The sequence below is a fragment of the Microcystis aeruginosa NIES-4325 genome (assembly GCF_008974145.1).
In the GTDB taxonomy this organism is placed as follows: Bacteria; Cyanobacteriota; Cyanobacteriia; order Cyanobacteriales; family Microcystaceae; genus Microcystis; species Microcystis aeruginosa_G.
Window position 1 is genome coordinate 82448 of record NZ_BJKP01000012.1, and the last position, 23166, is coordinate 105613.

Sequence of the window (23166 nt, forward strand, 5' to 3'; positions counted from 1 at the left end):
AGAAAAATTATGCGGACAATCACACGCACCACCACTACCGATATGGAAGTCACCAGCATTCGTCTGGAAAGAGTACTTAAGGACAAGCTGAAAGAGATTTCCGGCAATCAAGGTTATCAAGCACTCATTCGCGATGTCTTATGGAATTTCGTTCAGCAAAAATCAGGGGATTATCGACCTCAGTTTTGTGCTGGCGATATAAGGGCAGTATTTAACGCTACAGCTATAAAAAATGAGATTTGCGCTCTTACAGGCAAGTTAATCCCAGCTAATGAAACAATGTTGTTAGGTTTGACCATCCATGGCGATTTAGTCCCGTTGAGTATGGATAGTTATGCCAATTAAATTAAAATAAGTTTGACTAGGGTGAGGCAGAATCCAGTATAGTTAGTCCTCACCCAACGGAGATGGGAAGTGGGAATTGAGAGGTGGGGAGTTTTTTTGCCGTGAACAGTGAACTGATAACCGATAACCGATAACTGATTACTGATGACTGAAGCGATTTTACGAGTGGTTTTAATCAATCCGCAAATTCCGCCAAATACAGGGAATATTGCCCGTACTTGCGCCGCAACCAAGACGGAATTGCATTTAGTTGGTCCCTTGGGTTTTGAAATTAGCGATCGCTATCTGAAGCGGGCCGGCTTAGATTATTGGCCTCATGTAAAACTTATGTACCACTTGACAATCGATGACTTCTGTGCATATCAGCAAAAGAGCGGCGGAAGGGCGATCGGGTTTACAGTGCGCGGCAGCAGTAGTTATGTGGAATACAGCTATCAAAGCGGAGATTGGCTACTTTTTGGCAGTGAAACCGACGGTATTCCAGCAGATTTATTAAATAAGTGCGATGACACGGTTTATATTCCCATGGCAGAACCGGGGGTGAGAAGTTTAAATCTTTCCGTTAGTGTGGCGATCGGATTATTCGAGGCCAGACGACAATTGGGATTTATTCGTTAGTGGGACATTTGGCTATATATAGCGTTTCTCACACCTATGTGGCACAGTTAAACCTTCGTTGATTAAGCTTTTAATCACCAGTAATGTACCTCTTGCAAACAGGAAACGCTATAAACAGAGCAAATAAACTAAATTGAGCAAAAAAAATAGAAAATTGCTTTTATTTAGCTTATTTTTGCTTATATCACGAAAAATTGTGATTGCCATCAATCTTGTCCGTAATAACAGCAAGAAATTATGTGGATTATCTTAGCGCAAATTAATTGTTGCTGCTTTCTAATCCCATAATTTGTTGAAAATAAAAAGGCAAGATTAGGCTCATGAATGTCTTCGACCTTTCTCCCAATACTTTTCGCAATTTACAGCTTTTTAATCGGCAAAAACCCACCTCTGGCTTAACTCAAGTCGAGATGTTAGTTACCATAATTTTATTAGGAATTCTCTTAACCATTGCCCTTTCTGTTTATCAGCGTTTAATAGCTTGGATTCGCTTAAATATCGCCACCTTTGAAATATCACAACAGTGGAAAAATACCCGTTATCAAGCCATGGGAGGAGGTTCTTATCCCCTATCTTTGTGCATGACAGAAAGTGAACCCGAACAGATAAAAATTGCAAAAGTGCAAGGAGACCGCTGTGAAAATGTCACCGATTGGACTCCCATCACTCGCGGCGTTAGCATCGATACCGATAATTCTACCCTACGCCGAGTTAGTGGACTTGCGGGTAATCAAGGTACAATTTATCGCGCTAGTTGGGCCGATACAAAGGGGGGTTTAGGCGGTTCTTGGGGACAGTTAGGCAGAATTACTTTAGTTGCTCCAGGTACACCCGACAAACGCTGTTTATTTTTATTCCGCGTTGATGGTAGTTGGGATATTCGCCAAGATAATAAATGTGTGCGTTAAAGCTAATTTAAAACTAGGGAATCAGGCGATCGATTTGTTGAGCTAAATCAAAATCTAAGTTACTTAAACCTCCCACGTCATGGGTAGTGAGGGAAAGAGTGACGCGATTGTAATTGATGGTAATATCAGGATGATGGCCTAGGGATTCGGCTGGAGTAACTAAACGATTAACAAAAGCGATCGCCTCGATAAAATTGTTAAATTTAAAAGTTTTTTCAATCCGTTGATCTCGTAACTGCCAGCCGGGGATAGTCTGTAATTGTTGAGAGATTTCTCGATCGGATAAACGAGTAGCGGGCAAAGATAAGGCTAATTCCCCAGTTAACCCAATCATGAAAGCGATCGCTATTGCTAAGAATTGCTTCAACATTGAAGACACTCCCGTAGTTGTGGTGAGCAGAAAAAGTGATCGATCAGGAGGGCATAAGCCCAAAATCTAACATTAAGGAACACTTTACACCATAAGGTCGAGAGAGCCACGCTCAAAAATCAAGAATCCTGACTGATAGCCTTTCTGCGGGAAACTTAGACGGTTTTCAGTCCGTCTGGGAGTACACTAGAAAATACCCATTTATTCGAGCCGTTCATGATTATTTCCGTCGTAGCACTGAAGGGAGGGGTCGGGAAAACCACCACATCGATTCATCTGGCCGCCTATTTTCAAGAAAAAGCGCCCACCCTATTGATTGATGCGGATAAAAATCGTTCGGCTCTCCATTGGTCCCGGGAAGATACCCTTCCTTTTATGGTAGCGTCCCAAGCTGGAGCAACTGGACTGGTGAAACAATACACTCATATTATCGTCGATACCCAAGCCCGGCCGGAGCCAGACGAGTTAAAAGATTTGGCCCAGGGCAGCGATTTATTAATCTTACCCACCACTCCCAATCATCTCGATATCGATGTCACCATTAAAGCGGCAGAATTGCTGTCCAAGATGACCGATAATTATCGAGTTCTTTTAACCCAAGTGGATTCACGGACAAAAACAGGACGAGAAGCTCGGAAAGCTCTAGAAGAAGCAAAATTACCGCTATTTAAGCGAGAAATTCCCCGTTTAGTTGCTTTTGAACGAGCAGCCGAAAAGGGAGTCATCGTCAAAGATTATCCCGACCCCCGGGCCAATTTCGGTTGGCTTTGTTACCAAGCGGTCGGTAAAGAAATTTTTGCCCTCATGACATAAATTGTTAAAAAAGTTAATATTAATATTTGTGTCATTTTTCCCTAAAAAGATACTTAATCTGCATGGGGACTTTTTGTAATCTTCCGTTAAGCGTTCACTCCTAAATCCGTAAAGTCTGAGACAATCAAAAAAGTCTGACTGTAGGAGAAACCTCTATGAAATTGGCCTATTGGATGTATGCGGGTCCCGCTCATATTGGCACTTTAAGGATCGCCAGTTCCTTTAAAAATGTTCATGCTATCATGCACGCTCCTCTGGGAGACGATTATTTTAACGTCATGCGCTCGATGTTGGAAAGGGAGCGTAATTTTACCCCCGTCACTGCTAGTATTGTCGATCGTAATGTTTTAGCCCGGGGTTCCCAAGAAAAAGTCGTCGATAATATTGTTCGCAAAGATCGCGAAGAAAGTCCCGATTTAATCGTTTTAACCCCCACCTGTACCTCCAGTATTCTCCAAGAGGATTTACAAAACTTTGTCGAAAGAGCGCGACAGGATGCCGAAGGAGATGTGCTGCTGGCCGATGTCAACCACTATCGCTATAATGAACTACAAGCGGCCGATAAAACCCTCTATCAAATTATCAAATATTATCTCGATAAGGCCCAGAGAAGAGGGGAAATTGTCTCGGAGAAAACCCCCAAACCTTCGGTTAATATTATCGGTATTACCACCCTCGGTTTCCATAACCAACATGATCGCACGGAATTAAAGCGGTTAATGGCAGATTTGGACATTGAAGTTAACGAAATTATCCCCGAAGCTGCCTCGGTGGACAACTTAAAAAATCTGCCCCGCGCTTGGTTTAATCTGGTTCCCTATCGAGAAGTGGGATTAATGACAGCCAAATATCTCGAAAGTGAATTCGCTATGCCCTACGTTGATATTACCCCCATGGGAGTGGTGGAAACAGCCCGCTGTATTCGCCAAATTCAAGAGGTAATTAATACCCAAGGTGCGGCAGTAGATTACGAAGATTTTATCAATGAACAAACTCTGCATATCTCCCAAGCTGCTTGGTTTTCTCGTTCCATTGACTGTCAGAATTTAACCGGGAAAAAAGCGGTGGTTTTTGGTGATAATACCCACGCAGCCGCTATGACAAAAATTCTCGCCCGGGAGATGGGAATTAATGTGGTTTTAGCGGGGACTTATTGTAAGTATGATGCCGATTGGTTCCGGGAACAAGTGAGTGAATATTGCGATGAAGTGTTAATTAGCGATGATAATGGGGCGATCGGAGATGCTATTGCTCGCTTGGAACCGGCGGCGATATTTGGTACTCAAATGGAACGTCATGTGGGCAAACGTTTAGATATTCCCTGTGGAGTAATTGCCGCACCTATTCATATCCAAAATTTCCCCCTCGGTTATAAACCTTTCTTAGGTTACGAAGGCACTAATCAGATCGCCGATTTGGTCTATAATTCCTTTACTTTGGGTATGGAAGATCACCTATTAGAGATATTTGGTGGTCATGATACTAAAGAGGTAATTACTAAAGGTATTTCGGCAGATTCTGACCTAAATTGGAATAAGGAAGCTACGGTAGAATTGCAGAAAATCCCCGGTTTTGTGCGAGGGAAAGTCAAACGAAATACCGAAAAATTTGCCCGCGATCGAGGTATTGGTGAAATAACTTTAGAGGTAATGTATGCCGCTAAAGAATCCGTAGGAGCTTAATTATTTCTTGGGGCTGAAAGTTAACAGCATTCAGCCCTTTTTTTTAGTTATTTACTTAATCCCTGAAGTATTCTTTCCTCTACTCCTTTCCCCTGTATTAACACTCCAAATCCTCCTAAACCGGTGGGATTGATTAATTGATGTAAGGCATCTCGACGCTGAAATATAGTTAATATATCGATTTTTCCTTGAGAAAGTTCCTTTAATCTATCCCCTAATCCCAAAGCCATTAAAAATAATCCTTGCTGAGTAAAACCGAGATTTTTTAAGCCTAATTTCTCCCCTTGACGTTGTAAAGCTGTAAAATCCACATGAGTGGTAATATCTTGTTCTCCCACCCACAAATAAGGATGATCATGACGCTGATGTTGTCGATAACATTGTAGGGTTCCTTGACTTCTTTGGGGATGATAATATTTTTCGGCAGTGTAACCGTAATCTATGGTTAAGATATAACCTCGATCGAGTTTGCGATTAACCGTTTCTAACCAGTCTAAAGCTAATAAGTTTACCTCGGTTTGATAACCCTCCGGATAAAGTGGGGAAGGAATATTTATCCCGACTAAATCAAAATAGTCTTTGATGCTGTTGGTGGATAAATCTGCGATAATCTCCTGAAAAGGTTCCCCCAATCCTAGATAAATTTCTCGTAATTCCCCCGACTCGATCACAACTCGATGGACAGGAAAAGCATCGATTAACTCATTACTAAACACACAACCCACAAGGGAATTATCGGCTAAATTTGACCAACTTCGCCAAGATACTGGGGAATATCCCGCTAAAGTTGCCCGTTGTCTTTCCCTGAGTTTCTGAGATTGTTCGATAATTATATAACTGAGATTTTGATAAAAATCAGCATAGCTATCACTCAAATAATCAAGGATATCTTTCGCTAAAATTCCCGAACCTGCTCCCACTTCCACTAAAGTAAATCCTCGCGAATTGCTCAAAAATTCCGCCATCTCGACAAATTGCTCTGCCAACAATTGGCCAAAATCTGCCCCTAGGGACGAGGAAGTAAAAAAATCGCCTTTTGAGCCAATTTCTACTTTTCCAGAGGTGTAATAGCCATAATCGGGGTGATAGAGAGCTAAATCCATCCAGCGATCGAAGCTAATTCGACACGCATCTGATTGTTTAATTTCCTCTAGGATGATTGCCTCTAAATTCATTTTGCTCAGGGAAGTGGGGAAGATTTTTCAGTAATCAGTAAACAGTAATCAGTAAACAGGTATAAAGATAGAGATAGAGATAGAGATAGGGATAAAGATAAAGATAACTAACCAACTAATTAACTTAAAACTTACATCTGATCACTGATCACTGATTTACTCTCCCGCATGATAGGAACTGCGGACTAGAGGTCCAGATCTAACTTGGGAAAAACCCATTTTTTGGGCAATTTCTCCCAACTCGCTAAATTCTGCGGGAGTCCAATATTTCCGTACGAGCAAATGTTCCAGAGAAGGACGCATATATTGACCAATAGTAACTCGATCGCAGTCTATCGCCCGTAAATCTGCCAAAGTCTCGATAATTTCCTCTTTTGTCTCACCGTGACCGACCATTAAGCCAGATTTCGTCGGAATTGAGCGATCGATTTCCTTAACATAACGCAAAACCGCCAAAGAGCGATCGTATTTAGCCCCGCGTCTAATCGGCCCTTGCAAACGGCGCACCGTCTCGATATTGTGATTGTAACAGGCAGGTTTTGCCCCTACCACCGTCGCCACCCGTTCCTGTTGACTTCCCTTACCCCCAGCAAAATCTGGGGTTAACACCTCAATTAAAGTGTGGGGATTGCGTTCGCGAATGGCTGTCATCGTCCGCACAAACCAACTGGCTCCGCCGTCTTCTATATCATCTCTAGCCACAGACGTCAAGACAACGTAACTTAAATTTAACAATTGCACCGCTTCCGCCACTTTTTGCGGTTCCTCCACATCGAGAGGCATGGGTGCATGACCCTTATCCACTTGACAAAAACCACAGGACCGGGTACAGGTGGGACCCATCAACAAAAAAGTCGCCGTACCTTGGGCATAACATTCGCCGCGATTGGGACAGCGACCCTCCTCGCAGATAGTATGAATGTTCCTTTGTTTGATAATGCGCTGAACCGTGGAAATTTCGCTAGATTTGCCGAGCGAACGCCGTAACCAAGCGGGTAAAGACGTAATTTCCTCGCGCCACTGTGGGGGTATATTGGACATGAGAAGTTAACTAATGTTGGGGGTTGGGGATTGCAGTTATTAGTTATCAGTGGGTAGAGGGGAGAAGGGAGAGAGACGACCGACTCCCCAAAACGAAAACTTTTGATCTCACCCTTAAGATAACTGTCATAAGCTGAGAAAGCGACTCAAGATCATTGTTAATCAAAAAGGAAACTTGGGCAATGGTACGACGGCAACGGGGAAAAATTTTCAATCTGGTCATTCAAAGATTGGCGAGTTGCCTGTTAATTAGTATATTTGTTCTTAATTCCCTGCCATCCCTGGCCCAAAATTTTCTGGTTCCATTTGCATCTCCCACGGGGACAAGGATTTTTGTAGCCGGGGATATAGAATATGCCTCCGTCCATCTAGATGGATTTGCCTTATTTCAGATTGCCTCCCAAGATTTTACCGCTTCTGAAGCCCGGGAACTCTCCCCGGTAGAAAGACGGGCTAGGCGCATTGAAAGAGGTTTAAATAATATTATCAATCGGGGTTTCGATCCGACAACCCTGCAAGTAAGTACGGCGACGCTCAATAATTTAACCGTGATTGTGGCCAAGGATAACCAGAAGTTACCGCAACAGGTAATTTTGACAGTAACAGAAGTTGATGCCCTGATCGATTCTTCTTCGGTTGACGATTTAGCAGACCAATGGGTTCAAATCATCCAAACAGCTTTGCTCCAAGCTTGGCAAGAACGTCAGCCCGCCGCTCGCCGGCAACAGGTAATGACTGCCGCTAAAATTATTTTGGGGCTAATTTTCTTAAGCTGGGTATCAATTTGGTGGCAAAAACGTTTAAGAAATCGCTTTAATCTCCTCAAAAAACAGGCTAAAAGTCAATCTGATCGGAATTTAGCCATAAATTCCCCCCCCAGAAAAGATCGCTCCCAAGAGCCGATTTTAGCCGCTCTAGAAGATTCCTCTAATTTCCGTCAACAGGCTGATATTCAGCGACAACTGACATTAAATATTCTCTGGAAAAGACTGGCTCTTATTGGACTGATACTGCTCTGGTTTGGCGGAATAGCGGCGATTTTGTATGTATTTCCCGAAACTAGGCTAGAAGGACGGGGGATAATTCGTATTCCTTTACAGATTTTTATTATCTGGTTGCTGATGACATCAGTGAGCAATATGGTTAATCTCTACGTTAATTTTCGGCTACGGGAGTGGGTAGAGGAAGGAGCGGTGTTTTCGGAAAATTTGGAAAGGAGGATTCTGCGCGCTCCCACTTTATTAGAAGTTGGGCGAGAAATGATCACATTTATCGCCATTTTTCTAGGAATTTTGATTTTTTTGAGTTGGATGGGTCTTTCTTTCGCCTTTTTACTCACGGGAGCCGGTTTAGTGGGAGCATTGCTTACCTTTGCCTTTCAGGATCTTTTAAAAGATTGGATTAACGGTTTTCTGATTGTCTTTGAAGATCAGTACACTGTTGGTGATATGATCCAGTTTCAGGAGTTTATCGGTTTGGTGGAAAATATGAGTTTGCGAGCGACTCAATTGCGGGCTGCTGATGGACGTTTAATCACTATTGCCCATAACCAAATTATTAGCGCACACAACCTCAGTAAAGATTGGGCGCGAGTCAATTTTACCATCGAAGTCGCCTATCAGACTGAGTCCGATGTGGCGATCGCTTTAATGGCAGCCATCGCTGAAAATATGGCTGTAGATCCACAATGGCAAGAAGATATCATCAATCCCGTGCAGGTTGCTGGTGTCAGTCGGGTTTCTCACACAGGAATGGAAATTATGCTCAGAATTGTCGTCAAAAGATTACGACAATGGGACATAGAAAGAGAGTATCGTCGTCGTCTAAAAATTGCTTTTGAGGAGAAGGGAATTCACATCGGTATCCCCCAACAAAGTTTCCTGATAGCACAAGATAGAGAACAATTCAAGGAACAGTTTTAAAGGGGAGCATTTTCTATCGGTGGAATTATAGGCCGTTGGAAGCAGATTTTCCATCACTACCCTTGAATAATATCAAAGCTGCCTTGGTTTTGAATCCGATAAAACAGGAAATCTGCATCGAGGGTGAGAATTTGCCGATACCCAGTCTTTTCAGCTACTAAAACTAGGGTTGCATCTGCCAAGTCCATCGGTCGATCACAGTATTGCTCCATTAAAGCCAACAAGCGACTAAAATCACTTTCCTGAATATTGTAAACCACCAAAAGTTTGTCTAAAAGAAGTTGTCCCAGTTGTTTTTGCATTTGCCAACCACCCCGATGCAGCGCAAGGTACATGGCTTCGGTCAGGCATGACCAAGTTGTGACGAGAGGCTTTGCTAAACGAATTACTGTATTTCTGTAGGCTTTATGTTGGGGTTGGGTGCGATCAACCAAACAAAGCAGCACTCCTGCATCACACAGGATCATAGCTCTAGTCCTTGTTGCCGATATTTTTCGAGCAGCAGTTGCTGGTAGTCGTTTATTGGTTCAGGTGAATTGACAGTTAAGCCATCTACGGCTTCAAACCATTGTAACCATCTTTCTATCAGTTTTCCATCAGGCTGAGTTTCAACGGTTTTGACTCGATATTTATGATCGAGAAGATCAATAAAGTCGCTTACTTCCTGAACAAGGACTTCAGGGAGTTGATGTAGCTTAGAAATTGCAGTTTCTCGAATTGTCACAATCATCACCTCTACCAAAATCTCTGGTTCGACCAACGCAAGATTATTATAACCCAGAGATCGCGGCTGCCCAGTTTGACCAAAATTGCGAGGACTAAGCTAGGTAGGTTGGAACTAGGTTAGGATAGCTAACCTAACCTAGAAAATTTTTAGGAAGCTAAGGCTACCTCGACTATTTGTTGTAGTTCACCATTTTGATAGAGTTCGATCATAATGTCGGAACCGCCAATAAATTCACCGTTGATATAGACTTGGGGAATGGTCGGCCAATTGGAATACTCCTTAACTCCTTGTCTTAACTCCTGATCTTGCAGAATATCGACAGTTTCGTAGGAAACCCCCAGAATATTGAGAATTTGTATGACGTTATTGGAGAAACCACACTGAGGCATTAATTTATTGCCCTTCATGAACACAATAACTTTGTTATTCTGGACTAATTGATCGATTCTGTCCTTAGTTTCGGGTGTCATAGGTCTAGTAGCTAGAATTTGAGCAAGAATAGCCAATCCTGAGACGTGGCATATCCTATCAGTTTATCATAAGGCGTTGGGATAGCTTTAAAAAGGCAGGTCTTCGTCCTCCTCCAAACTCTCTAAAATTTCGTTAACATCAGGTCTCCCGCGCACGATAGTCATATTTTCCAGAGACTTATTAACTTTAGTTTCTACGGCCGAATTTGCTGGCACTGAATAACCCATATTGACCAGTTCACCATCAAAAGATTTCGCTAACTTTTGAGCGGCTGCCAAAATTTCGCTAACATCTACATCCTGATCTAATGTCTCTAAAGATGAATCAAAATTTAAGATTTTTGGGGACAGTTCTGTGCTAGGAGTTTTTGGGGTTCCCGATGCAGTGATCTTTGCTTCTTTTTTCTCGATAATTGCTTCTTTGATCGGGGAAATATCCACCACGGTCATAACTTTATTTTCGGGGGTTATTGGTGGAGTTGCTGCGGTTTCCGGTGGTGGTTGCATCTTGGCCGCCGGGGATTGGGAAACTTCCGCAGCCATGGCAGCAGTGGCGGAACCTACCTGTAAATGAACTTTAATCCGGCGCTGAAAAACTGCCTCAAAAGCTGACTCAATATTAGTCAAGCGTAGCCGGGCCATTTTTAATAATTGTTCCGAAGATATGCTTAAATAAGCACTCGATTCTTCCATACTAAAAAGACTGCCATGTTGACGCAAGAGAGTGCGAGTAGTGGGGGGTTCCATTACTTCTAAAACCTGCTGCCAAATTTGTTCATGATTATCATCACTAGCAACAGTTTTAACCTCAGTTTTCGGCACTGCGACGCTAGTTGTCGGGGTGATAACTGCCGGTTTGATCGGTTGATTAACCGGCACCGGCGCTGTGATCACTTCAGGGGGCCTCTCGGCGCTGGTTTGGGGACGGGAAGGCACTACCGTGGCAACTAGAGGAATTACCTGTGCTTGCGGTAACAGTCCTAATAGAGTGACTTCTAACCAGAGACGGGGTTGAGTGGTGTTTTTTAGTTGCGTTTCGCTGTCTTTAAGCAGTTGTTGACCGCGGAGAATTTCCTCTAAAGACCAAGTACGCGCTTCCGTACATAATTCCTGCCAAGTGGGAGCGGTGACAGCCACCATTTCTGGACGATTAGGGGCGGTTTTGGCTAAAAGTAGGTTTAAATAGAATCCCGCTAGATTTTGCAGGACGATTAAAGGTTCCTTGCCGCGATTCATCAGATGGCGACATTGTTCGATAACTTGATCGGGAATATTGCTATGAATGACTTTAAGTAGGGTTAAGAGGTCTCTTTCGGGGACTGCACCGACTAAATCCCAGACTCGCTCGGCCGTAATCGTTCCTGCGAGTAAACTTAATTGATCAAGAAGACTTTCCGCATCCCTTAAACCACCGTTAGCGATCTGAGCCACCAGGGTTAATGCTTCTAGGTTAATATCGATTGCTTCTATTTGGGCGATTTTTTGCAGGTGTGCCACCATCGCATCGAGAGCAATACGGCGATAATCAAAGCGTTGACAACGGGAGATGATGGTAGGCAAGACACGCTGAGGATCAGTGGTAGCAAGCACGAAAATCACTCGATCCGGCGGTTCTTCCAGAGTTTTCAGCAAAGCATTAAAGGCCGCCGTACTGAGCATATGGCATTCATCGATGACATAGACTTTATAACGACATTGGACGGGGGCAAATTGCGATCGCTCGATAATTTCCCGAATGTTATCCACACCGGTATTACTAGCGGCATCAATTTCGATCACGTCTAAAGCGGAGCCATTGGCGATCGCTTGACAGACGGAACACTTACCGCAGGGAATCGGCGTCGGATGGTCACTAGACAGACAGTTGAGGGATTTGGCTAAAATTCGCGCCGAGGAGGTTTTCCCCGTGCCTCTGGGTCCAGTAAATAGGTATGCAGGAGCGATTCGCTCACTGATTAAGGCGTTACTCAAGGTCGTGGCGATCGCTGATTGTCCCACCAAATCGGCAAAGGTTTGGGGACGATACTTGTGATGTAGAGGTTCGTAGGTCATGACTGGCTGAAAACTTTTTCCCCACCCTAGAGACTACTATTATCCTATCCCGATTCTTTTTCAACACGAGAACAAGTGTATGCTTTTTATCTAGACAGGTTTAATGCGCGATTTGCATCACGAAAATGGCAATTTGGCCAAGACATCTAATAAATTGTATTAATAACTACAATTTTGCCGAGAAAATCTGCCGACTATCTTAAGTATGCCTAAAGACAGCGCCACTAATCAGACCAACTGCTTATGACTGAATCGACAAAAACCCAATGTCCTTACTGTGGAGTAGGTTGTGGTTTGACAGTCACCCCCCCCGCGTCGGCCGGACAAGCATGGAAAGTCTTCGGGGACAAGTCCCACCCCTCCAGTCAAGGTATGGTCTGTGTTAAAGGGGCCACCGTAGCGGAATCAATCGATAAAAATCGCCTCAAAACCCCGATGATCCGCGATTCTCTCCAAGAGCAATTTCGTCCTTGTACTTGGGAAGAGGCCCTTGATCGCATCGTTAACCGCATCCAGACTCTAATCGCTCAGGGGGAAAAGGAAAGTATCTGTCTATACGGTTCGGGACAATTTCACACCGAAGATTACTACATCGCCCAAAAACTGGTCAAGGGCTGTCTGGGAGTCAATAACTTTGATGCTAATTCCCGTCTCTGTATGTCTTCGGCCGTGGCCGCTTATCGGGACAGTTTCGGATCCGATGGTCCCCCCTGCTGTTACGATGACCTAGAATTAACCGATTGTGCCTTTCTGGTGGGGACAAATACGGCCGAATGTCACCCCATCATCTTTAACCGTCTGCACAAGTATCTCAAACGTAACCAAGAAGCGAAATTAATCGTCGTTGATCCCCGCAGCACCAAAACCGCCGAGGCCGCTACTCTCCACCTAGCCATTAACCCGGGGACCGATATTGACTTATTTAACGGTATTGCCTACCTGTTACTGGGGTGGGGTGCGATCGATACCTATTTTATCGATAAATGCACCAGGGATTTCCCCAAATACGCCGAAATTATCCGCCATTATCCCCCGGAAATAGTCGCCCCTAAATGCGGTATCCCCATCGAGGATTTAGAACAGGCTGCCCGCTACTGGGCCGAATCGAAAAGAGTGCTTTCCCTCTGGTCGATGGGTATCAATCAATCTAGGGAAGGCACGGCCAAAGCCCGCACTTTAATCAATTTACACCTAATGACGGCTAATATCGGTAAGCCGGGGGCCGGTCCTTTTTCCCTAACCGGACAACCCAACGCTATGGGGGGACGGGAAGCCGGCGGCCTCTGCCATCTTCTCCCCGGTTATCGTTCCGTCAAAAATCCCCAACACCGGGCCGAAGTGGAACAAGCTTGGGGTTTACCTGCTGGTCGGATTTCTCCGATCCCCGGTCGCGATGCTTGGAGTATGATTACCGGTTTGGAGACGGGAGATGTCAAACTTCTCTGGATTGCCGCCACTAATCCGGCTGTTAGTATGCCTGATCTAGAACGTACCAAGGCGGCCCTGTTAAAATCACCTTTTACTGTCCATCAGGATGCCTACTATCCCACGGAAACCAGCGCCTACGCCCATTTATTACTGCCAGCAGCCCAATGGGGCGAAAAAACGGGAACAATGACCAATTCTGAGCGCGTGGTGACTTTAAATAAGGCTTTTCGTCCTCCCGTTGGTCAAGCTAGGGCCGACTGGCAAATTTTTGCCGAAGTTGGTCGCCGTTTGGGTTTTCAGGCACAATTTAATTTTCAGGATTCGGCCGAGGTACATTCCGAGTTTATCGGCTTGACATATAAACGTCCTTGTGATATGACAGGGATTAATTATGATCGCCTGGCCGAAACTCCCCTCCAGTGGCCCGATTCCATGGATGAAATTCCCGCCCCTAAAACCGCTAATTCCGGGGAATTACTAGGGAATTTAGTTAAAGATGACCATAAAAGCCAAAAAACAGCCGCAAAACGCCTTTATACCGATGGTAAATTTAATACTGCCGATGGTCGTGCTGTTTTCGCCGCCTACCACAGTAAAGGTCTAGCGGAACCCCCGGACGATGATTATCCCCTAGTGTTGACCGTAGGGCGTTTGTACGGTCACTGGCACACCCAAACTCGCACCGGCCGCATCGAGAAAATTGTCAAAATGCACCCCGCACCTTTTCTGGAAATTCATCCCAAAGACGCGGCAAAATTGGGCATAGAAGCTGGGGAATGGGTGGAGGTGCGTTCTCGTCGCGGTTTTGCCCGTTTTCCCGCTTTAATTACCAAAGCAATTGCTCCTAATTGTGTCTTTGTGCCGATGCACTGGGGAGCTTTATGGGCAGAAAATGCTGAGGCTAATAGTCTCACCCATCCAGCCGCTTGTCCGATTTCCCTGCAACCAGAATTAAAAGCTTGTGCTGTCAAATTAATCCCGTTGAAGTCTTTAGTTAATGCCGAATTATCTACCGGTCAATTTCTGGCAAATCCCCGATAAAACTTGGCTTTTTTTCTATCTATAAGTGGCGTTGGCGGGTTCTACTCCCCGAAAGCTGAGATTGGGTGATAAAATCGGGAGTAACGCCCGATTTTAGCCGAGATTTTTCCTTAAAAATCCCAACTTAGTAGATTGACAAAAGTTAGATGCACCCTATTTAATTCTCAGGAAAAAGCCTGTATAATGATAGCTATAGTTCGATTCTTACCGCAGGATTATACCTATGGCTAAGTCCAAAAAACACAATCTGCAATGGATCAAAGAAACCCTCGATTTAAATCCAGATCATAACTGGAAATCTAGTCCGGGTAACAGTATTTTTGTAGCTGGTCGCGGTGCAGTTCGCTTTGAAGTTCCTCAAGATTGGCATTTTGAACCCGATGATAATTCCTTTCGTTTTTTGGATAGAAAACCCCCCGATGATGATTGTCGTTTAGAGGTTTCCTATAATTTACTTCCTCCCGGAGATTGGAAAGAATTACCCCTGAAAGGAATGGTCAAAAAATTAGCTCGTGAAGATAGCCGCATCCCTCACGAAATCGGCGAAGTTATCCAAGAAAAACGCCAAACCGCACGCATTGTTTGGGTGCAAATTCAATTCATCGACCCCCAAGAAAATCGGCCAGCTTATTCGCGCATTGCCGTGGGCATCGGTTCCGGGGTTCAATGTTTAATTACTATGGATTATTGGGTCGATGATGCGGACAAATTCACCCCTGTCTGGGATACGGTTATCTCCTCGCTGGTCCTAGGTTTATACATTCGCGATCCCCGCAGCGGTTTAGCTTTCCCCGACTAAAGGTAATAGCAATTTTGCAGGAAAATTTCCTTGACAAAAAACCTTAATTGTGATAGTAGAAAAATCGATCGCTCGACTCTGGTGAGGATAGCTGCCAGTCCCTGGGTTGACGGGATGTGCGGGAAAGCAAGAGGCACTAAGACTTAAACGCAAACTATGACCTTGAGGAATAGTGATAAAAGTGGCCTGCATGGCAATATTTAGGGGCAATTCGGGATTATTTACCCGTTTATAACCCTGAGTGATATTAAAAACTCGACCAGCGGGGGTAACTTGAGAAACCACCGCGCAGATATCGAAACTAACCGCGTCTGCTTGACAATAACAATCCAGACGGGGACTACCCAAAATCGTTAAATCTTTCTCTAGGGGGGGAGAAGTGTAGGTAATCACATCACTACGACAGTCTACCATGGTGCGATCGAATATTCCGCCCGGTAGGGCGCTATGACCTCCTAAAGATGGGACCGGTCGCCAAGGATCGTGAACGATGGTATCCTCGATCGCAGGTTCTAACAAAATCGCGCTTAATTTCCCCTCATCCTCGCGCAGATTGGCTAAACCTTGACTAGCAAGATAATAAATTTGCTGATTTTCTGTTGGAAATTTATCCAGATATTGCCATTGGTTAGACCCCATTTGAAATAGATACAGGGGAGGATTTTCAAATAACTCCGTTTCCTGACCTTTTAAGAAATAATCAAACCATTGCAGCTGCATTTTATCCACAGGACTAATTGCCTGTTGACCATAATCTATCTCTCCTACTTTTCTCCCCCAGGGTAGATGAGTCCAAGCACCAATAATTAGCTGTTGGGGATAGATAGAACGCGCTTGCATTTCTTGGTATAAACTCAAAGTTCCCCGGAGATGAGGATCGAACCAACCTCCGATATGTAACATCGGTAAATCGATATTTTTTAAAAGGTGTTGCGGTGATAAATTTTGCCAGTAGTCATCGGGAAGATAACGAGTAATCCAATCGTGATAAAAAGAATCGGCGGCTAAATCCTGTAAAATTTGGGGAGAGGCTGCAATAGGATCAAAAAGGGGTAAATTTCGAGAAGCTAACCAGAGTTTTTGATAGGCAGTTTCGTCCCCTTTTAATCTTGCTGTTTCCGCCGATAATTGTATTGCCCAAGCGAGATTATATTGTAAATTAAATGCTTCATTTTCATAGCCCCAGTCTCGATATAAATCGTGAGCAATCATCGCTGGGCAAATAGTTTTTAAAGCAGCATGACCATTAGCAGCTGCGTATAATTGAGTCATTCCCTGATAAGAAAAACCATACATTCCCACCACACCCGTATTATTAGGAATAGTTAAAACCCATTCAATGGTTTCTAATCCGTCGCTAATTTCATGGGCAAATAAATTAAAATTTCCCGTCGAGTTTCCCCGTCCCCGCACATCCTGAATTACCACAATATAACCCTGACGTGCATACCAACTGGGATGGGCATAAACCACCGTAGAAGCGATCTCTTTTCCGTAGGGTTGTCGCATGAGTAAAATCGGAAAAGATTCTCTACTATCGGGACGATAAATATCAGCAGCTAAACTAATTCCATCTCTGGTAATCAAACTAGCTGTTTCTTTTTTTATGGGGTAAGTATTAATCATTATTATCTTTTGCAAATAAAAAATAGTGCCAGGTGGCTCAATTGAAGATTACCTTCAGTCTAGTATATAGCGTTGGTTGCAATCATGAGCTACATTGACATCCTCACCGCAGATGAGGATAGGGATTATTCAGTTCAATCAAATTAACCGTGACTGCCGAGAGTAAACCCTTATCGGATGTCTTTCGCTGTTAGATGAGTAACAAAACCATAGCCAACATCAATTAGGAACTAGCCCATCAAAGTATGAACTCTGAAGATTTTTATAACCCGTCAAGTCATTCGTCGTTTTACTTACCGAAGGCTGCATCTAATTTTTGTCAATCTACTAAGTTGGGATTTTTAAGAGGAAAATCTCGGCTAAAATTGGGCGTTACTTGCGATTTTATCACTCAATCCATACTTTTTGAGGGTTCTCCTCCCCCAAACGCCAGCGCGCATTAGATTAACTCTCAGATGCTTACACGCGATTGTTCAGATTTTTTGTACCAATTTAAGAGTCGCTGATAATTGCTGATTGTCAGTATTTCCGCAAATGGGGGATGCAGCCCTTACAATAGAAGATTCCCTAGATTATTTTTGCGGGAGGCAATCGGTGATTCTCAATTTTTCCTTAAGGATTGTAGCGGCCAAAGGCAGACTATTCTGTAAGTTTTCACTCTACAAAACCTATCGGGTGGTCAGTAGCGCCCCCGTCGATGTCCTCTGGCAAAAATTAATCAATGTGGCCGATGTCTCTTGGCATCCTTTGATTGCCAAGGCTGATGTTCCCTTGGGTTTAATCGCTAAACCAGGGTTAATCTATCAAGCTGTCACCCGTCTGACTCCCATTCCTATCCGGGTTTTCGTGGAAAATGTCCGCCCCGGGGAACTCCTCAGCCTCAGAGTTCTCGCTATCCCCGGCATGGAACAGAAAATGACCTACCAAGTGGAATCAACCCTCTGTGGTAGTTATATTTCCTATTCTGTCACCCTGCGCGGTTGGCTGTCCCCCTTCATCTGGTGGTTAAGTCGTCCCTATTTAGCCAAAGTCGCCGCCCAACTGGCCCACGCCGCCGAAGAATTAACGGCCTAAAAAAAATTCTCCCCCATTGTGCGAATAAATAATCTGCCAAGGGTCAAGATCTAAGTCACAATGATATATGGATAGACTTAAACAAAATTTTAGTCAGCTGCATTGGTATATATAATCTACTGATATCATCCCGACGAGTTGAGCGCAACAACCTCAATCCGCCGGGATGAACTATCTCTAGAGACTTTACTGATGAAGTAAGCTCTACAGGAGGGAATTATGGGGGAATTAAACACAGCCGAACTTCTAGTTAAATGTCTAGAGAATGAAGGGGTCGAGTATATTTTTGGGCTACCCGGGGAAGAAAACCTCGATGTTTTGGAAGCCCTAAAAAACTCCTCGATCAAATTTATCACCACCCGTCACGAACAGGGCGCCGCTTTTATGGCCGATGTCTATGGACGCTTGACGGGAAAAGCGGGGGTTTGTCTCTCCACCTTAGGACCGGGGGCGACTAACCTAATGACAGGGGTAGCCGATGCTAACCTGGATGGGGCGCCCTTGGTGGCCATCACCGGCCAGGTGGGAACCGACCGGATGCACATTGAATCCCATCAATATCTGGATCTGGTGGCCATGTTCGCCCCAGTGACGAAATGGAATAAACAGATCGTCCGGCCAGGTATCACCCCGGAAGTGGTACGGAGAGCCTTTAAAACCGCCCAAAGTGAGAAACCGGGGGCAGTTCATATCGATCTTCCCGAAAATATCGCCGCTATGCCTGCCGATGGTCATCCTTTGCCCCTCGATAGTCAGGAAAAAGTTTACGCTTCCTATCGGACTTTGAATATGGCGGCGGCGGTGATTTCTAAAGCGAAAAATCCCTTGATTTTGGCGGGAAATGGGGCAATTCGCGCTAATGCTAGTGAGGCTTTAACGGAATTCGCCACGGCCTTGAATATCCCTGTGGCTAACACTTTTATGGGTAAGGGGGTGATTCCCTATACCCATCCTCTGGCTCTTTGGGCGGTAGGATTACAGCAACGGGATTTGATTAGTTGTGCCTTCGATCGCAGTGATTTAATTATCGCTGTCGGTTACGATTTAATCGAGTATTCCCCGAAAAAATGGAATCCAGAGGGGAAATTACCGATTATTCACATCGGCATGACTCCGGCGGAAATTGACAGCAGTTATGCCCCGGTGGTGGAAGTGGTGGGTGATATCACCGATTCTCTCATCGATATCCTCAAACGGGCCGATCGCCAGAATAAACCAACTCCTGTCACCGCAGGATTAAAGACGGAAATTCGGGCCGATTACGAAACCTATGCCAATGATACGGGTTTTCCGATCAAGCCACAAAAATTGATCTACGATCTGCGTCAGGTGATGGGGCCAGAAGATATTGTCATTTCTGACGTGGGCGCTCATAAAATGTGGATGGCGCGTCAGTATCACTCCGATTGTCCCAATACTTGCATTATTTCTAACGGTTTCGCCGCTATGGGTATTGCTATCCCTGGTGCGATCGCCGCTAAGTTAGTTCATCCCGATAAGCGCGTTGTGGCGGTGACGGGGGACGGCGGTTTTATGATGAATTGTCAGGAATTGGAGACAGCTTTGCGGGTGGGGACTCCCTTCGTCACTCTCATCTTTAATGATGGCGGTTACGGTTTAATCGAATGGAAGCAGTTTAACTATTTTGGGACATCTTCTTTTATTAAGTTTGGTAATCCCGATTTTGTTAAATTTGCTGAAAGTATGGGATTAAAAGGCTATCGGGTGGAATCTGCCCAGGATTTGATCCCGATCCTAGAGGAGGCTTTCCAGCAAGAGGTGCCTACGGTGATCGATGTTCCCGTCGATTACGGTGAAAATCTGCGTCTTTCCCAAAAATCGGGCGATTTAAGCTGTCAGATTTGGGAATAGAAGCCGTTATCTTCTCAAAAAAAATCCCCTAACTGAGATTTAGTTAGGGGGAAGTAATTGGTTTGGCTTTGGTAACGTTAGAAAACCCGATCTAGAACAACCATTCTAGAACCGCCTCATCTTTAGTGTTGGTATTGCGAGAGGGGGTTTCCCGGGTAAATTTCATGTGGATAGAACGATTTTGTTCCCCATCGGCGGCTACGGCCATAATTGGATAATCGATTAAACCATCTTGGAAGGACATCTGATAGCGGAAAGTTCCATCGGGATTGAGTTTAATCGGACGACCACCGATAGTTACCGTGGCATCGGGTTCGGTGGCACCATAGACGATTAATTCGGCATCGGCTACTAACCAGAATTTGCGCGGACGTTGTAGGGTTTCCGACGCACCCATACCGATACCGGACGCAGTCATGCCGATACCGGACGCAGTTAGTCCCGATACCGTGGGAACCGCCCACATACCAACCCCAGAGGGGAATACATAAGAACTGATCACTTCCGACATCGGTACGGAACCGGCGACGTGCTGCATGGAACCAAACAAGGAACCGGCCACCCGTAGGGCCTCCATATCGCCGACACTCTCGAAAATTTGGTCGTAGATGGGGCTAGTTCCCGTGCTTCCGGCACTGCTGCCGTAGCGTTTGCTGGGGGGAACGAGTTCGTAAACAGTTTTGCCCACCAGTTCTTCTTCCCAGTTAACGGTGACAAAAACATCTTCAATCCAGTCGGAAGGATAGACGGGAGGAATCCGTACTAAGGGAGAACGGGCCAAAACTAACCAACGACCATCAGCACAACGATAACCGATATCGATAACATAATCTCGATCGCTGACCGGAATCGGTAAATACCATTCCCGGGCTAATTCATCACAGAGATATTCTTGGACGCTATGCGCGCCTTGGCTATTGAGATCTATATCGGTGACATCATAAAGACGTAGGGCTAACTGTTGTCCCCCTTGACGACGTAGATCTTCTTTCGATTCGTTGGGGATATCCCAGTAAGCATAGGCCCACTGAGGATCGCGAGGTAGGAGGGTAATGCGATTTTCACCGTAGCCCCCGGGCAGATCTCCTAAACCATCATCCACTGAACCTAGGATATCTTCGATCGGGTTAGCTTGACCTAATTCAAATTTTGCTGCTTCCACTGGTTTTTCCTCTTTAATAGTAGATTTAAAATTGCCGCTTACTCCCATAGCTTGGGTAATTGCCTCGATTAATTGCGTCTTCCGCATCCGACTGTAACGAGAGATGCTGTATTGACTGGCAACTCGTCGTAGTTGCCGCAAGGTCATCTCATCTAAGGGGGGGTATTCTGGGACCATGAGTTGACACTCTCCGATTAGTTACGACGGCAAATGTTTTTGGGCATTTGCAAAAGCAGTGATCTGGGTAATCCTTCTAACTACTCATCGATTGCTTTGTGAACGAGAAATCCACTCGATGGGGATCAAGGGAATCGCTTGTTATAAATACCTATTAAACAGTAAGATTCCGATTTTGACCAAGTACATTGTCATGATTTCTTGATAAAACCGCCAAACCCTTGATCCCAAAGAGATTGTTATATCAGGAAGTTTTGATATGCTGTGCTGCCTTGAAATTGTAGGCGATATTTTAGTACAAATGCACTACACTGATTACTGATTACTGATTACTGATTACTGATTACTGATTACTGATCACTGATTTGTACTCCGATCCCGATCGCCTGTAATCTGATATTGAGACTTTTAGTTAAGGAGACTGAACCGCTTGGCTACTCGTGTGATTATTGTTCGTCATGGACAAAGCAGTTATAACGCAGAGCAGAAAATACAAGGTCGCAGTGATGGCTCGGTTTTGACGGAAAAAGGCCATCTGGACGCGGAAAAAGTAGGAAATGCCCTCAGTCAAATCGATATCGCCGCTTTTTACTGTAGTCCTCTTCAAAGAGCCAAATCTACTGCTGAGGTGATTCAGTCTCGTTTAAATAACTCTCCCCTCATTCAACCCACTCCGCAGTTACTAGAAATCGATCTGCCTATCTGGGAAAATATGGTCAAAGAGGAGGTAAAAGCTCAATACCCCCAAGAATATCGGGATTGGCACCAAAAACCGCATGAATTTAAGATGATACTGCCCGATGGTCAAGAACATTATCCCGTTCTCTCCCTCTACCAACAAGCGCAGGATTTTTGGCGAGAAATTATTCCCCAACACGAGGGCCAAACTATCCTCATTGTTGCCCATAACGGCATTAATCGCTGTTTAATCCTCAGTGCCATCGGTATTCCGGTTTCCTTATACCATTCCCTGCAACAATCTAACTGTTGCGTTAATGTTCTCAATTTTACGGGTGATTTTGGTGATCCTGTCCAGGTGGAATCCCTCAATCAAACAGCACACCTAGGGATAGCTTTACCCCCACCGCGTCCTCCTTTCCAAGGTTCTAGGCTGCTGCTTGTGCGTCACGGAGAAACCCAATGGAATCGGGATAAACGTTTTCAAGGTGTGCGCGATATTCCTCTCAATGATAATGGCAAGGCCCAAGCAGAGAAAGCCGCCGAATTTCTGCGAGAAACGGCGATCGATCACGCTGTCACCAGTCCTTTATCCCGTCCCAAGGAAACTGCCCAAATTATCCTGCAATATCACCCCGATGTCACCTTAGACACCCAAGCGGATCTGACGGAAATCTGTCACGGACTTTGGGAAGGTAAATTAGAGGAGGAAATTGAAGCAAGTTTCCCCGGGATGTTAGAAGACTGGAAAAATGCCCCAGAAACCGTGCAAATGCCGGAAGGGGAGAATTTACAGGAAGTTTGGGATCGAGCGATCGCTTGTTGGCGGCAAATCGTTAAAACCTATAGTAATAGCGATAGTCCTAAGACAATTATGGTAGTAGCTCACGATGCTATTAATAAGGTGATTCTTTGTTATTTATTTGGTTTAAAACCCGCCAATTTCTGGAATATTAAACAGGGAAATGGCGCGGTTAGTGTTATCGATTATCCCAAAGGAGTTGACTCTCAACCGGTCCTGCAAGCAGTTAATATTACCTCTCATCTGGGATCGGGAATACTCGATCGCACGGCAGCTGGCGCTTTATAACAGTTATCAGTGATCAGTTATCAGTTATCAGTGGGTAAGTTAACAGTTATCAGTGATCAGTTATCAGTTATCAGTATTCAGAAGATTGCTTTTATT

Annotated in this window: 20 protein-coding genes; 11 read left to right on the forward strand and 9 right to left on the reverse strand. The window is 44.7% G+C overall.

All coding sequences use genetic code 11. The features are described from left to right. Window positions 1-9: 9 nt before the first annotated feature. The 3 genes from MiAbW_RS08955 to MiAbW_RS08970 all read left to right on the forward strand — a co-directional run bounded on the left by MiAbW_RS08955 (window position 10) and on the right by MiAbW_RS08970 (window position 1871). The gene (locus MiAbW_RS08955; protein WP_151695833.1) at window positions 10-345 is read left to right on the forward strand and encodes a hypothetical protein; all 336 of its coding nucleotides are present in this window, start codon (window positions 10-12) and stop codon (window positions 343-345) included. A gap of 144 nt (window positions 346-489) precedes the next feature. Further along, window positions 490-963 (forward strand): tRNA (cytidine(34)-2'-O)-methyltransferase, encoded by a 474-nt coding sequence (locus MiAbW_RS08965; RefSeq protein ID WP_151695835.1) that lies wholly within the window; start codon window positions 490-492, stop codon window positions 961-963. A 320-nt stretch (window positions 964-1283) separates the two neighbouring features. Next, entirely contained in the window at window positions 1284-1871 is a 588-nt protein-coding gene (locus MiAbW_RS08970; RefSeq protein WP_151695836.1) for a prepilin-type cleavage/methylation domain-containing protein, read from the forward strand. A 13-nt stretch (window positions 1872-1884) separates the two neighbouring features. Here MiAbW_RS08970 and MiAbW_RS08975 read toward each other — a convergent pair whose 3' ends face one another. Further along, a complete protein-coding gene (locus tag MiAbW_RS08975) occupies window positions 1885-2241 on the reverse strand; it encodes a 4a-hydroxytetrahydrobiopterin dehydratase (RefSeq protein WP_110579756.1) in 357 nt (118 codons plus the stop codon). 216 nt (window positions 2242-2457) lie between these two features. Here MiAbW_RS08975 and MiAbW_RS08980 point away from each other — a divergent pair, with 216 nt between their 5' ends. Further along, window positions 2458-3054 carry a ParA family protein gene (locus MiAbW_RS08980; protein ID WP_151695837.1) on the forward strand — a complete coding sequence of 199 codons (597 nt, stop codon included), beginning with the start codon at window positions 2458-2460 and terminating at the stop codon, window positions 3052-3054. A gap of 155 nt (window positions 3055-3209) precedes the next feature. After that, window positions 3210-4736 (forward strand): ferredoxin:protochlorophyllide reductase (ATP-dependent) subunit B, encoded by a 1527-nt coding sequence (bchB, locus tag MiAbW_RS08985; RefSeq protein WP_151695838.1) that lies wholly within the window; start codon window positions 3210-3212, stop codon window positions 4734-4736. A gap of 47 nt (window positions 4737-4783) precedes the next feature. Here the strand turns inward: bchB and MiAbW_RS08990 are convergent, their stop codons facing one another. After that, window positions 4784-5911 carry a class I SAM-dependent methyltransferase gene (locus MiAbW_RS08990; RefSeq protein ID WP_151695839.1) on the reverse strand — a complete coding sequence of 376 codons (1128 nt, stop codon included), beginning with the start codon at window positions 5909-5911 and terminating at the stop codon, window positions 4784-4786. A 156-nt stretch (window positions 5912-6067) separates the two neighbouring features. After that, on the reverse strand, window positions 6068-6952 hold the full coding sequence (gene lipA, locus MiAbW_RS08995) for a lipoyl synthase (protein ID WP_151695840.1): 885 nt from the start codon (window positions 6950-6952) through the stop codon (window positions 6068-6070). 182 nt (window positions 6953-7134) lie between these two features. Between lipA and MiAbW_RS09000 the strand changes: the two genes are divergently transcribed. After that, entirely contained in the window at window positions 7135-8874 is a 1740-nt protein-coding gene (locus tag MiAbW_RS09000) for a mechanosensitive ion channel family protein (protein WP_151695862.1), read from the forward strand. Window positions 8875-8930: 56 nt separating this feature from the next. Here MiAbW_RS09000 and MiAbW_RS09005 read toward each other — a convergent pair whose 3' ends face one another. The 4 genes from MiAbW_RS09005 to MiAbW_RS09020 form a co-directional block, all read right to left on the reverse strand. Further along, a complete protein-coding gene (locus MiAbW_RS09005) occupies window positions 8931-9341 on the reverse strand; it encodes a type II toxin-antitoxin system VapC family toxin (protein WP_151695841.1) in 411 nt (136 codons plus the stop codon). Continuing rightward, entirely contained in the window at window positions 9338-9604 is a 267-nt protein-coding gene (locus MiAbW_RS09010; protein WP_151695863.1) for a DUF2281 domain-containing protein, read from the reverse strand. The genes MiAbW_RS09005 and MiAbW_RS09010 overlap by 4 nt, the downstream gene beginning before the upstream one ends. Before the next feature lie 143 nt (window positions 9605-9747). Next, window positions 9748-10071 carry a Grx4 family monothiol glutaredoxin gene (gene grxD / locus MiAbW_RS09015; RefSeq protein ID WP_151695842.1) on the reverse strand — a complete coding sequence of 108 codons (324 nt, stop codon included), beginning with the start codon at window positions 10069-10071 and terminating at the stop codon, window positions 9748-9750. 87 nt (window positions 10072-10158) lie between these two features. Then, window positions 10159-12123, reverse strand: coding sequence for a DNA polymerase III subunit gamma/tau (locus tag MiAbW_RS09020; RefSeq protein ID WP_151695843.1), 1965 nt, complete (start codon window positions 12121-12123; stop codon window positions 10159-10161). A 243-nt stretch (window positions 12124-12366) separates the two neighbouring features. On the opposite strand from MiAbW_RS09020, the gene MiAbW_RS09025 reads away from it, so the two are divergent. Further along, a complete protein-coding gene (locus MiAbW_RS09025; RefSeq protein ID WP_151695844.1) occupies window positions 12367-14592 on the forward strand; it encodes a molybdopterin oxidoreductase family protein in 2226 nt (741 codons plus the stop codon). 223 nt (window positions 14593-14815) lie between these two features. Then, window positions 14816-15391, forward strand: a complete 576-nt coding sequence (locus tag MiAbW_RS09030) for a hypothetical protein (RefSeq protein ID WP_151695845.1) — start codon at window positions 14816-14818, stop codon at window positions 15389-15391. Here the strand turns inward: MiAbW_RS09030 and MiAbW_RS09035 are convergent. Beyond that, window positions 15374-17017: a CocE/NonD family hydrolase gene (locus tag MiAbW_RS09035; RefSeq protein ID WP_151695846.1), complete on the reverse strand. Its 1644-nt coding sequence runs from the start codon at window positions 17015-17017 to the stop codon at window positions 15374-15376. The genes MiAbW_RS09030 and MiAbW_RS09035 overlap by 18 nt on opposite strands. 594 nt (window positions 17018-17611) lie before the next feature. Here MiAbW_RS09035 and MiAbW_RS09045 point away from each other — a divergent pair. After that, entirely contained in the window at window positions 17612-18091 is a 480-nt protein-coding gene (locus MiAbW_RS09045; protein ID WP_002782775.1) for a hypothetical protein, read from the forward strand. 219 nt (window positions 18092-18310) lie between these two features. Next, the gene (locus MiAbW_RS09050; RefSeq protein WP_151695848.1) at window positions 18311-19963 is read left to right on the forward strand and encodes an acetolactate synthase large subunit; all 1653 of its coding nucleotides are present in this window, start codon (window positions 18311-18313) and stop codon (window positions 19961-19963) included. Between the two features lie 91 nt (window positions 19964-20054). Here MiAbW_RS09050 and MiAbW_RS09055 read toward each other — a convergent pair whose 3' ends face one another. Next, a complete protein-coding gene (locus MiAbW_RS09055; protein ID WP_151695849.1) occupies window positions 20055-21302 on the reverse strand; it encodes a DUF4912 domain-containing protein in 1248 nt (415 codons plus the stop codon). Window positions 21303-21732: 430 nt separating this feature from the next. Here MiAbW_RS09055 and MiAbW_RS09060 point away from each other — a divergent pair, with 430 nt between their 5' ends. After that, complete coding sequence (locus tag MiAbW_RS09060; RefSeq protein ID WP_151695850.1) at window positions 21733-23070, forward strand: histidine phosphatase family protein; 1338 nt, start codon at window positions 21733-21735, stop codon at window positions 23068-23070. The last annotated feature ends 96 nt before the right edge of the window (window positions 23071-23166 follow it).

What these genes read in the sequence shown, in the direction of transcription:
- MiAbW_RS08980 (WP_151695837.1), top strand. Translation starts at nt 2,458, where the DNA reads ATGATTATTTCCGTCGTAGCACTGAAGGGAGGGGTCGGGAAAACCACC.
- MiAbW_RS09055 (WP_151695849.1), bottom strand. Translation starts at nt 21,302, where the DNA reads ATGGTCCCAGAATACCCCCCCTTAGATGAGATGACCTTGCGGCAACTA.
- grxD (WP_151695842.1), bottom strand. Translation starts at nt 10,071, where the DNA reads ATGACACCCGAAACTAAGGACAGAATCGATCAATTAGTCCAGAATAAC.
- MiAbW_RS09005 (WP_151695841.1), bottom strand. Translation starts at nt 9,341, where the DNA reads ATGATCCTGTGTGATGCAGGAGTGCTGCTTTGTTTGGTTGATCGCACC.
- MiAbW_RS09025 (WP_151695844.1), top strand. Translation starts at nt 12,367, where the DNA reads ATGACTGAATCGACAAAAACCCAATGTCCTTACTGTGGAGTAGGTTGT.
- MiAbW_RS09050 (WP_151695848.1), top strand. Translation starts at nt 18,311, where the DNA reads ATGGGGGAATTAAACACAGCCGAACTTCTAGTTAAATGTCTAGAGAAT.
- lipA (WP_151695840.1), bottom strand. Translation starts at nt 6,952, where the DNA reads ATGTCCAATATACCCCCACAGTGGCGCGAGGAAATTACGTCTTTACCC.
- MiAbW_RS08990 (WP_151695839.1), bottom strand. Translation starts at nt 5,911, where the DNA reads ATGAATTTAGAGGCAATCATCCTAGAGGAAATTAAACAATCAGATGCG.
- MiAbW_RS08975 (WP_110579756.1), bottom strand. Translation starts at nt 2,241, where the DNA reads ATGTTGAAGCAATTCTTAGCAATAGCGATCGCTTTCATGATTGGGTTA.
- MiAbW_RS08955 (WP_151695833.1), top strand. Translation starts at nt 10, where the DNA reads ATGCGGACAATCACACGCACCACCACTACCGATATGGAAGTCACCAGC.
- MiAbW_RS09030 (WP_151695845.1), top strand. Translation starts at nt 14,816, where the DNA reads ATGGCTAAGTCCAAAAAACACAATCTGCAATGGATCAAAGAAACCCTC.
- MiAbW_RS08965 (WP_151695835.1), top strand. Translation starts at nt 490, where the DNA reads ATGACTGAAGCGATTTTACGAGTGGTTTTAATCAATCCGCAAATTCCG.
- MiAbW_RS09000 (WP_151695862.1), top strand. Translation starts at nt 7,135, where the DNA reads ATGGTACGACGGCAACGGGGAAAAATTTTCAATCTGGTCATTCAAAGA.
- bchB (WP_151695838.1), top strand. Translation starts at nt 3,210, where the DNA reads ATGAAATTGGCCTATTGGATGTATGCGGGTCCCGCTCATATTGGCACT.
- MiAbW_RS09020 (WP_151695843.1), bottom strand. Translation starts at nt 12,123, where the DNA reads ATGACCTACGAACCTCTACATCACAAGTATCGTCCCCAAACCTTTGCC.
- MiAbW_RS09010 (WP_151695863.1), bottom strand. Translation starts at nt 9,604, where the DNA reads ATGATTGTGACAATTCGAGAAACTGCAATTTCTAAGCTACATCAACTC.
- MiAbW_RS08970 (WP_151695836.1), top strand. Translation starts at nt 1,284, where the DNA reads ATGAATGTCTTCGACCTTTCTCCCAATACTTTTCGCAATTTACAGCTT.
- MiAbW_RS09035 (WP_151695846.1), bottom strand. Translation starts at nt 17,017, where the DNA reads ATGATTAATACTTACCCCATAAAAAAAGAAACAGCTAGTTTGATTACC.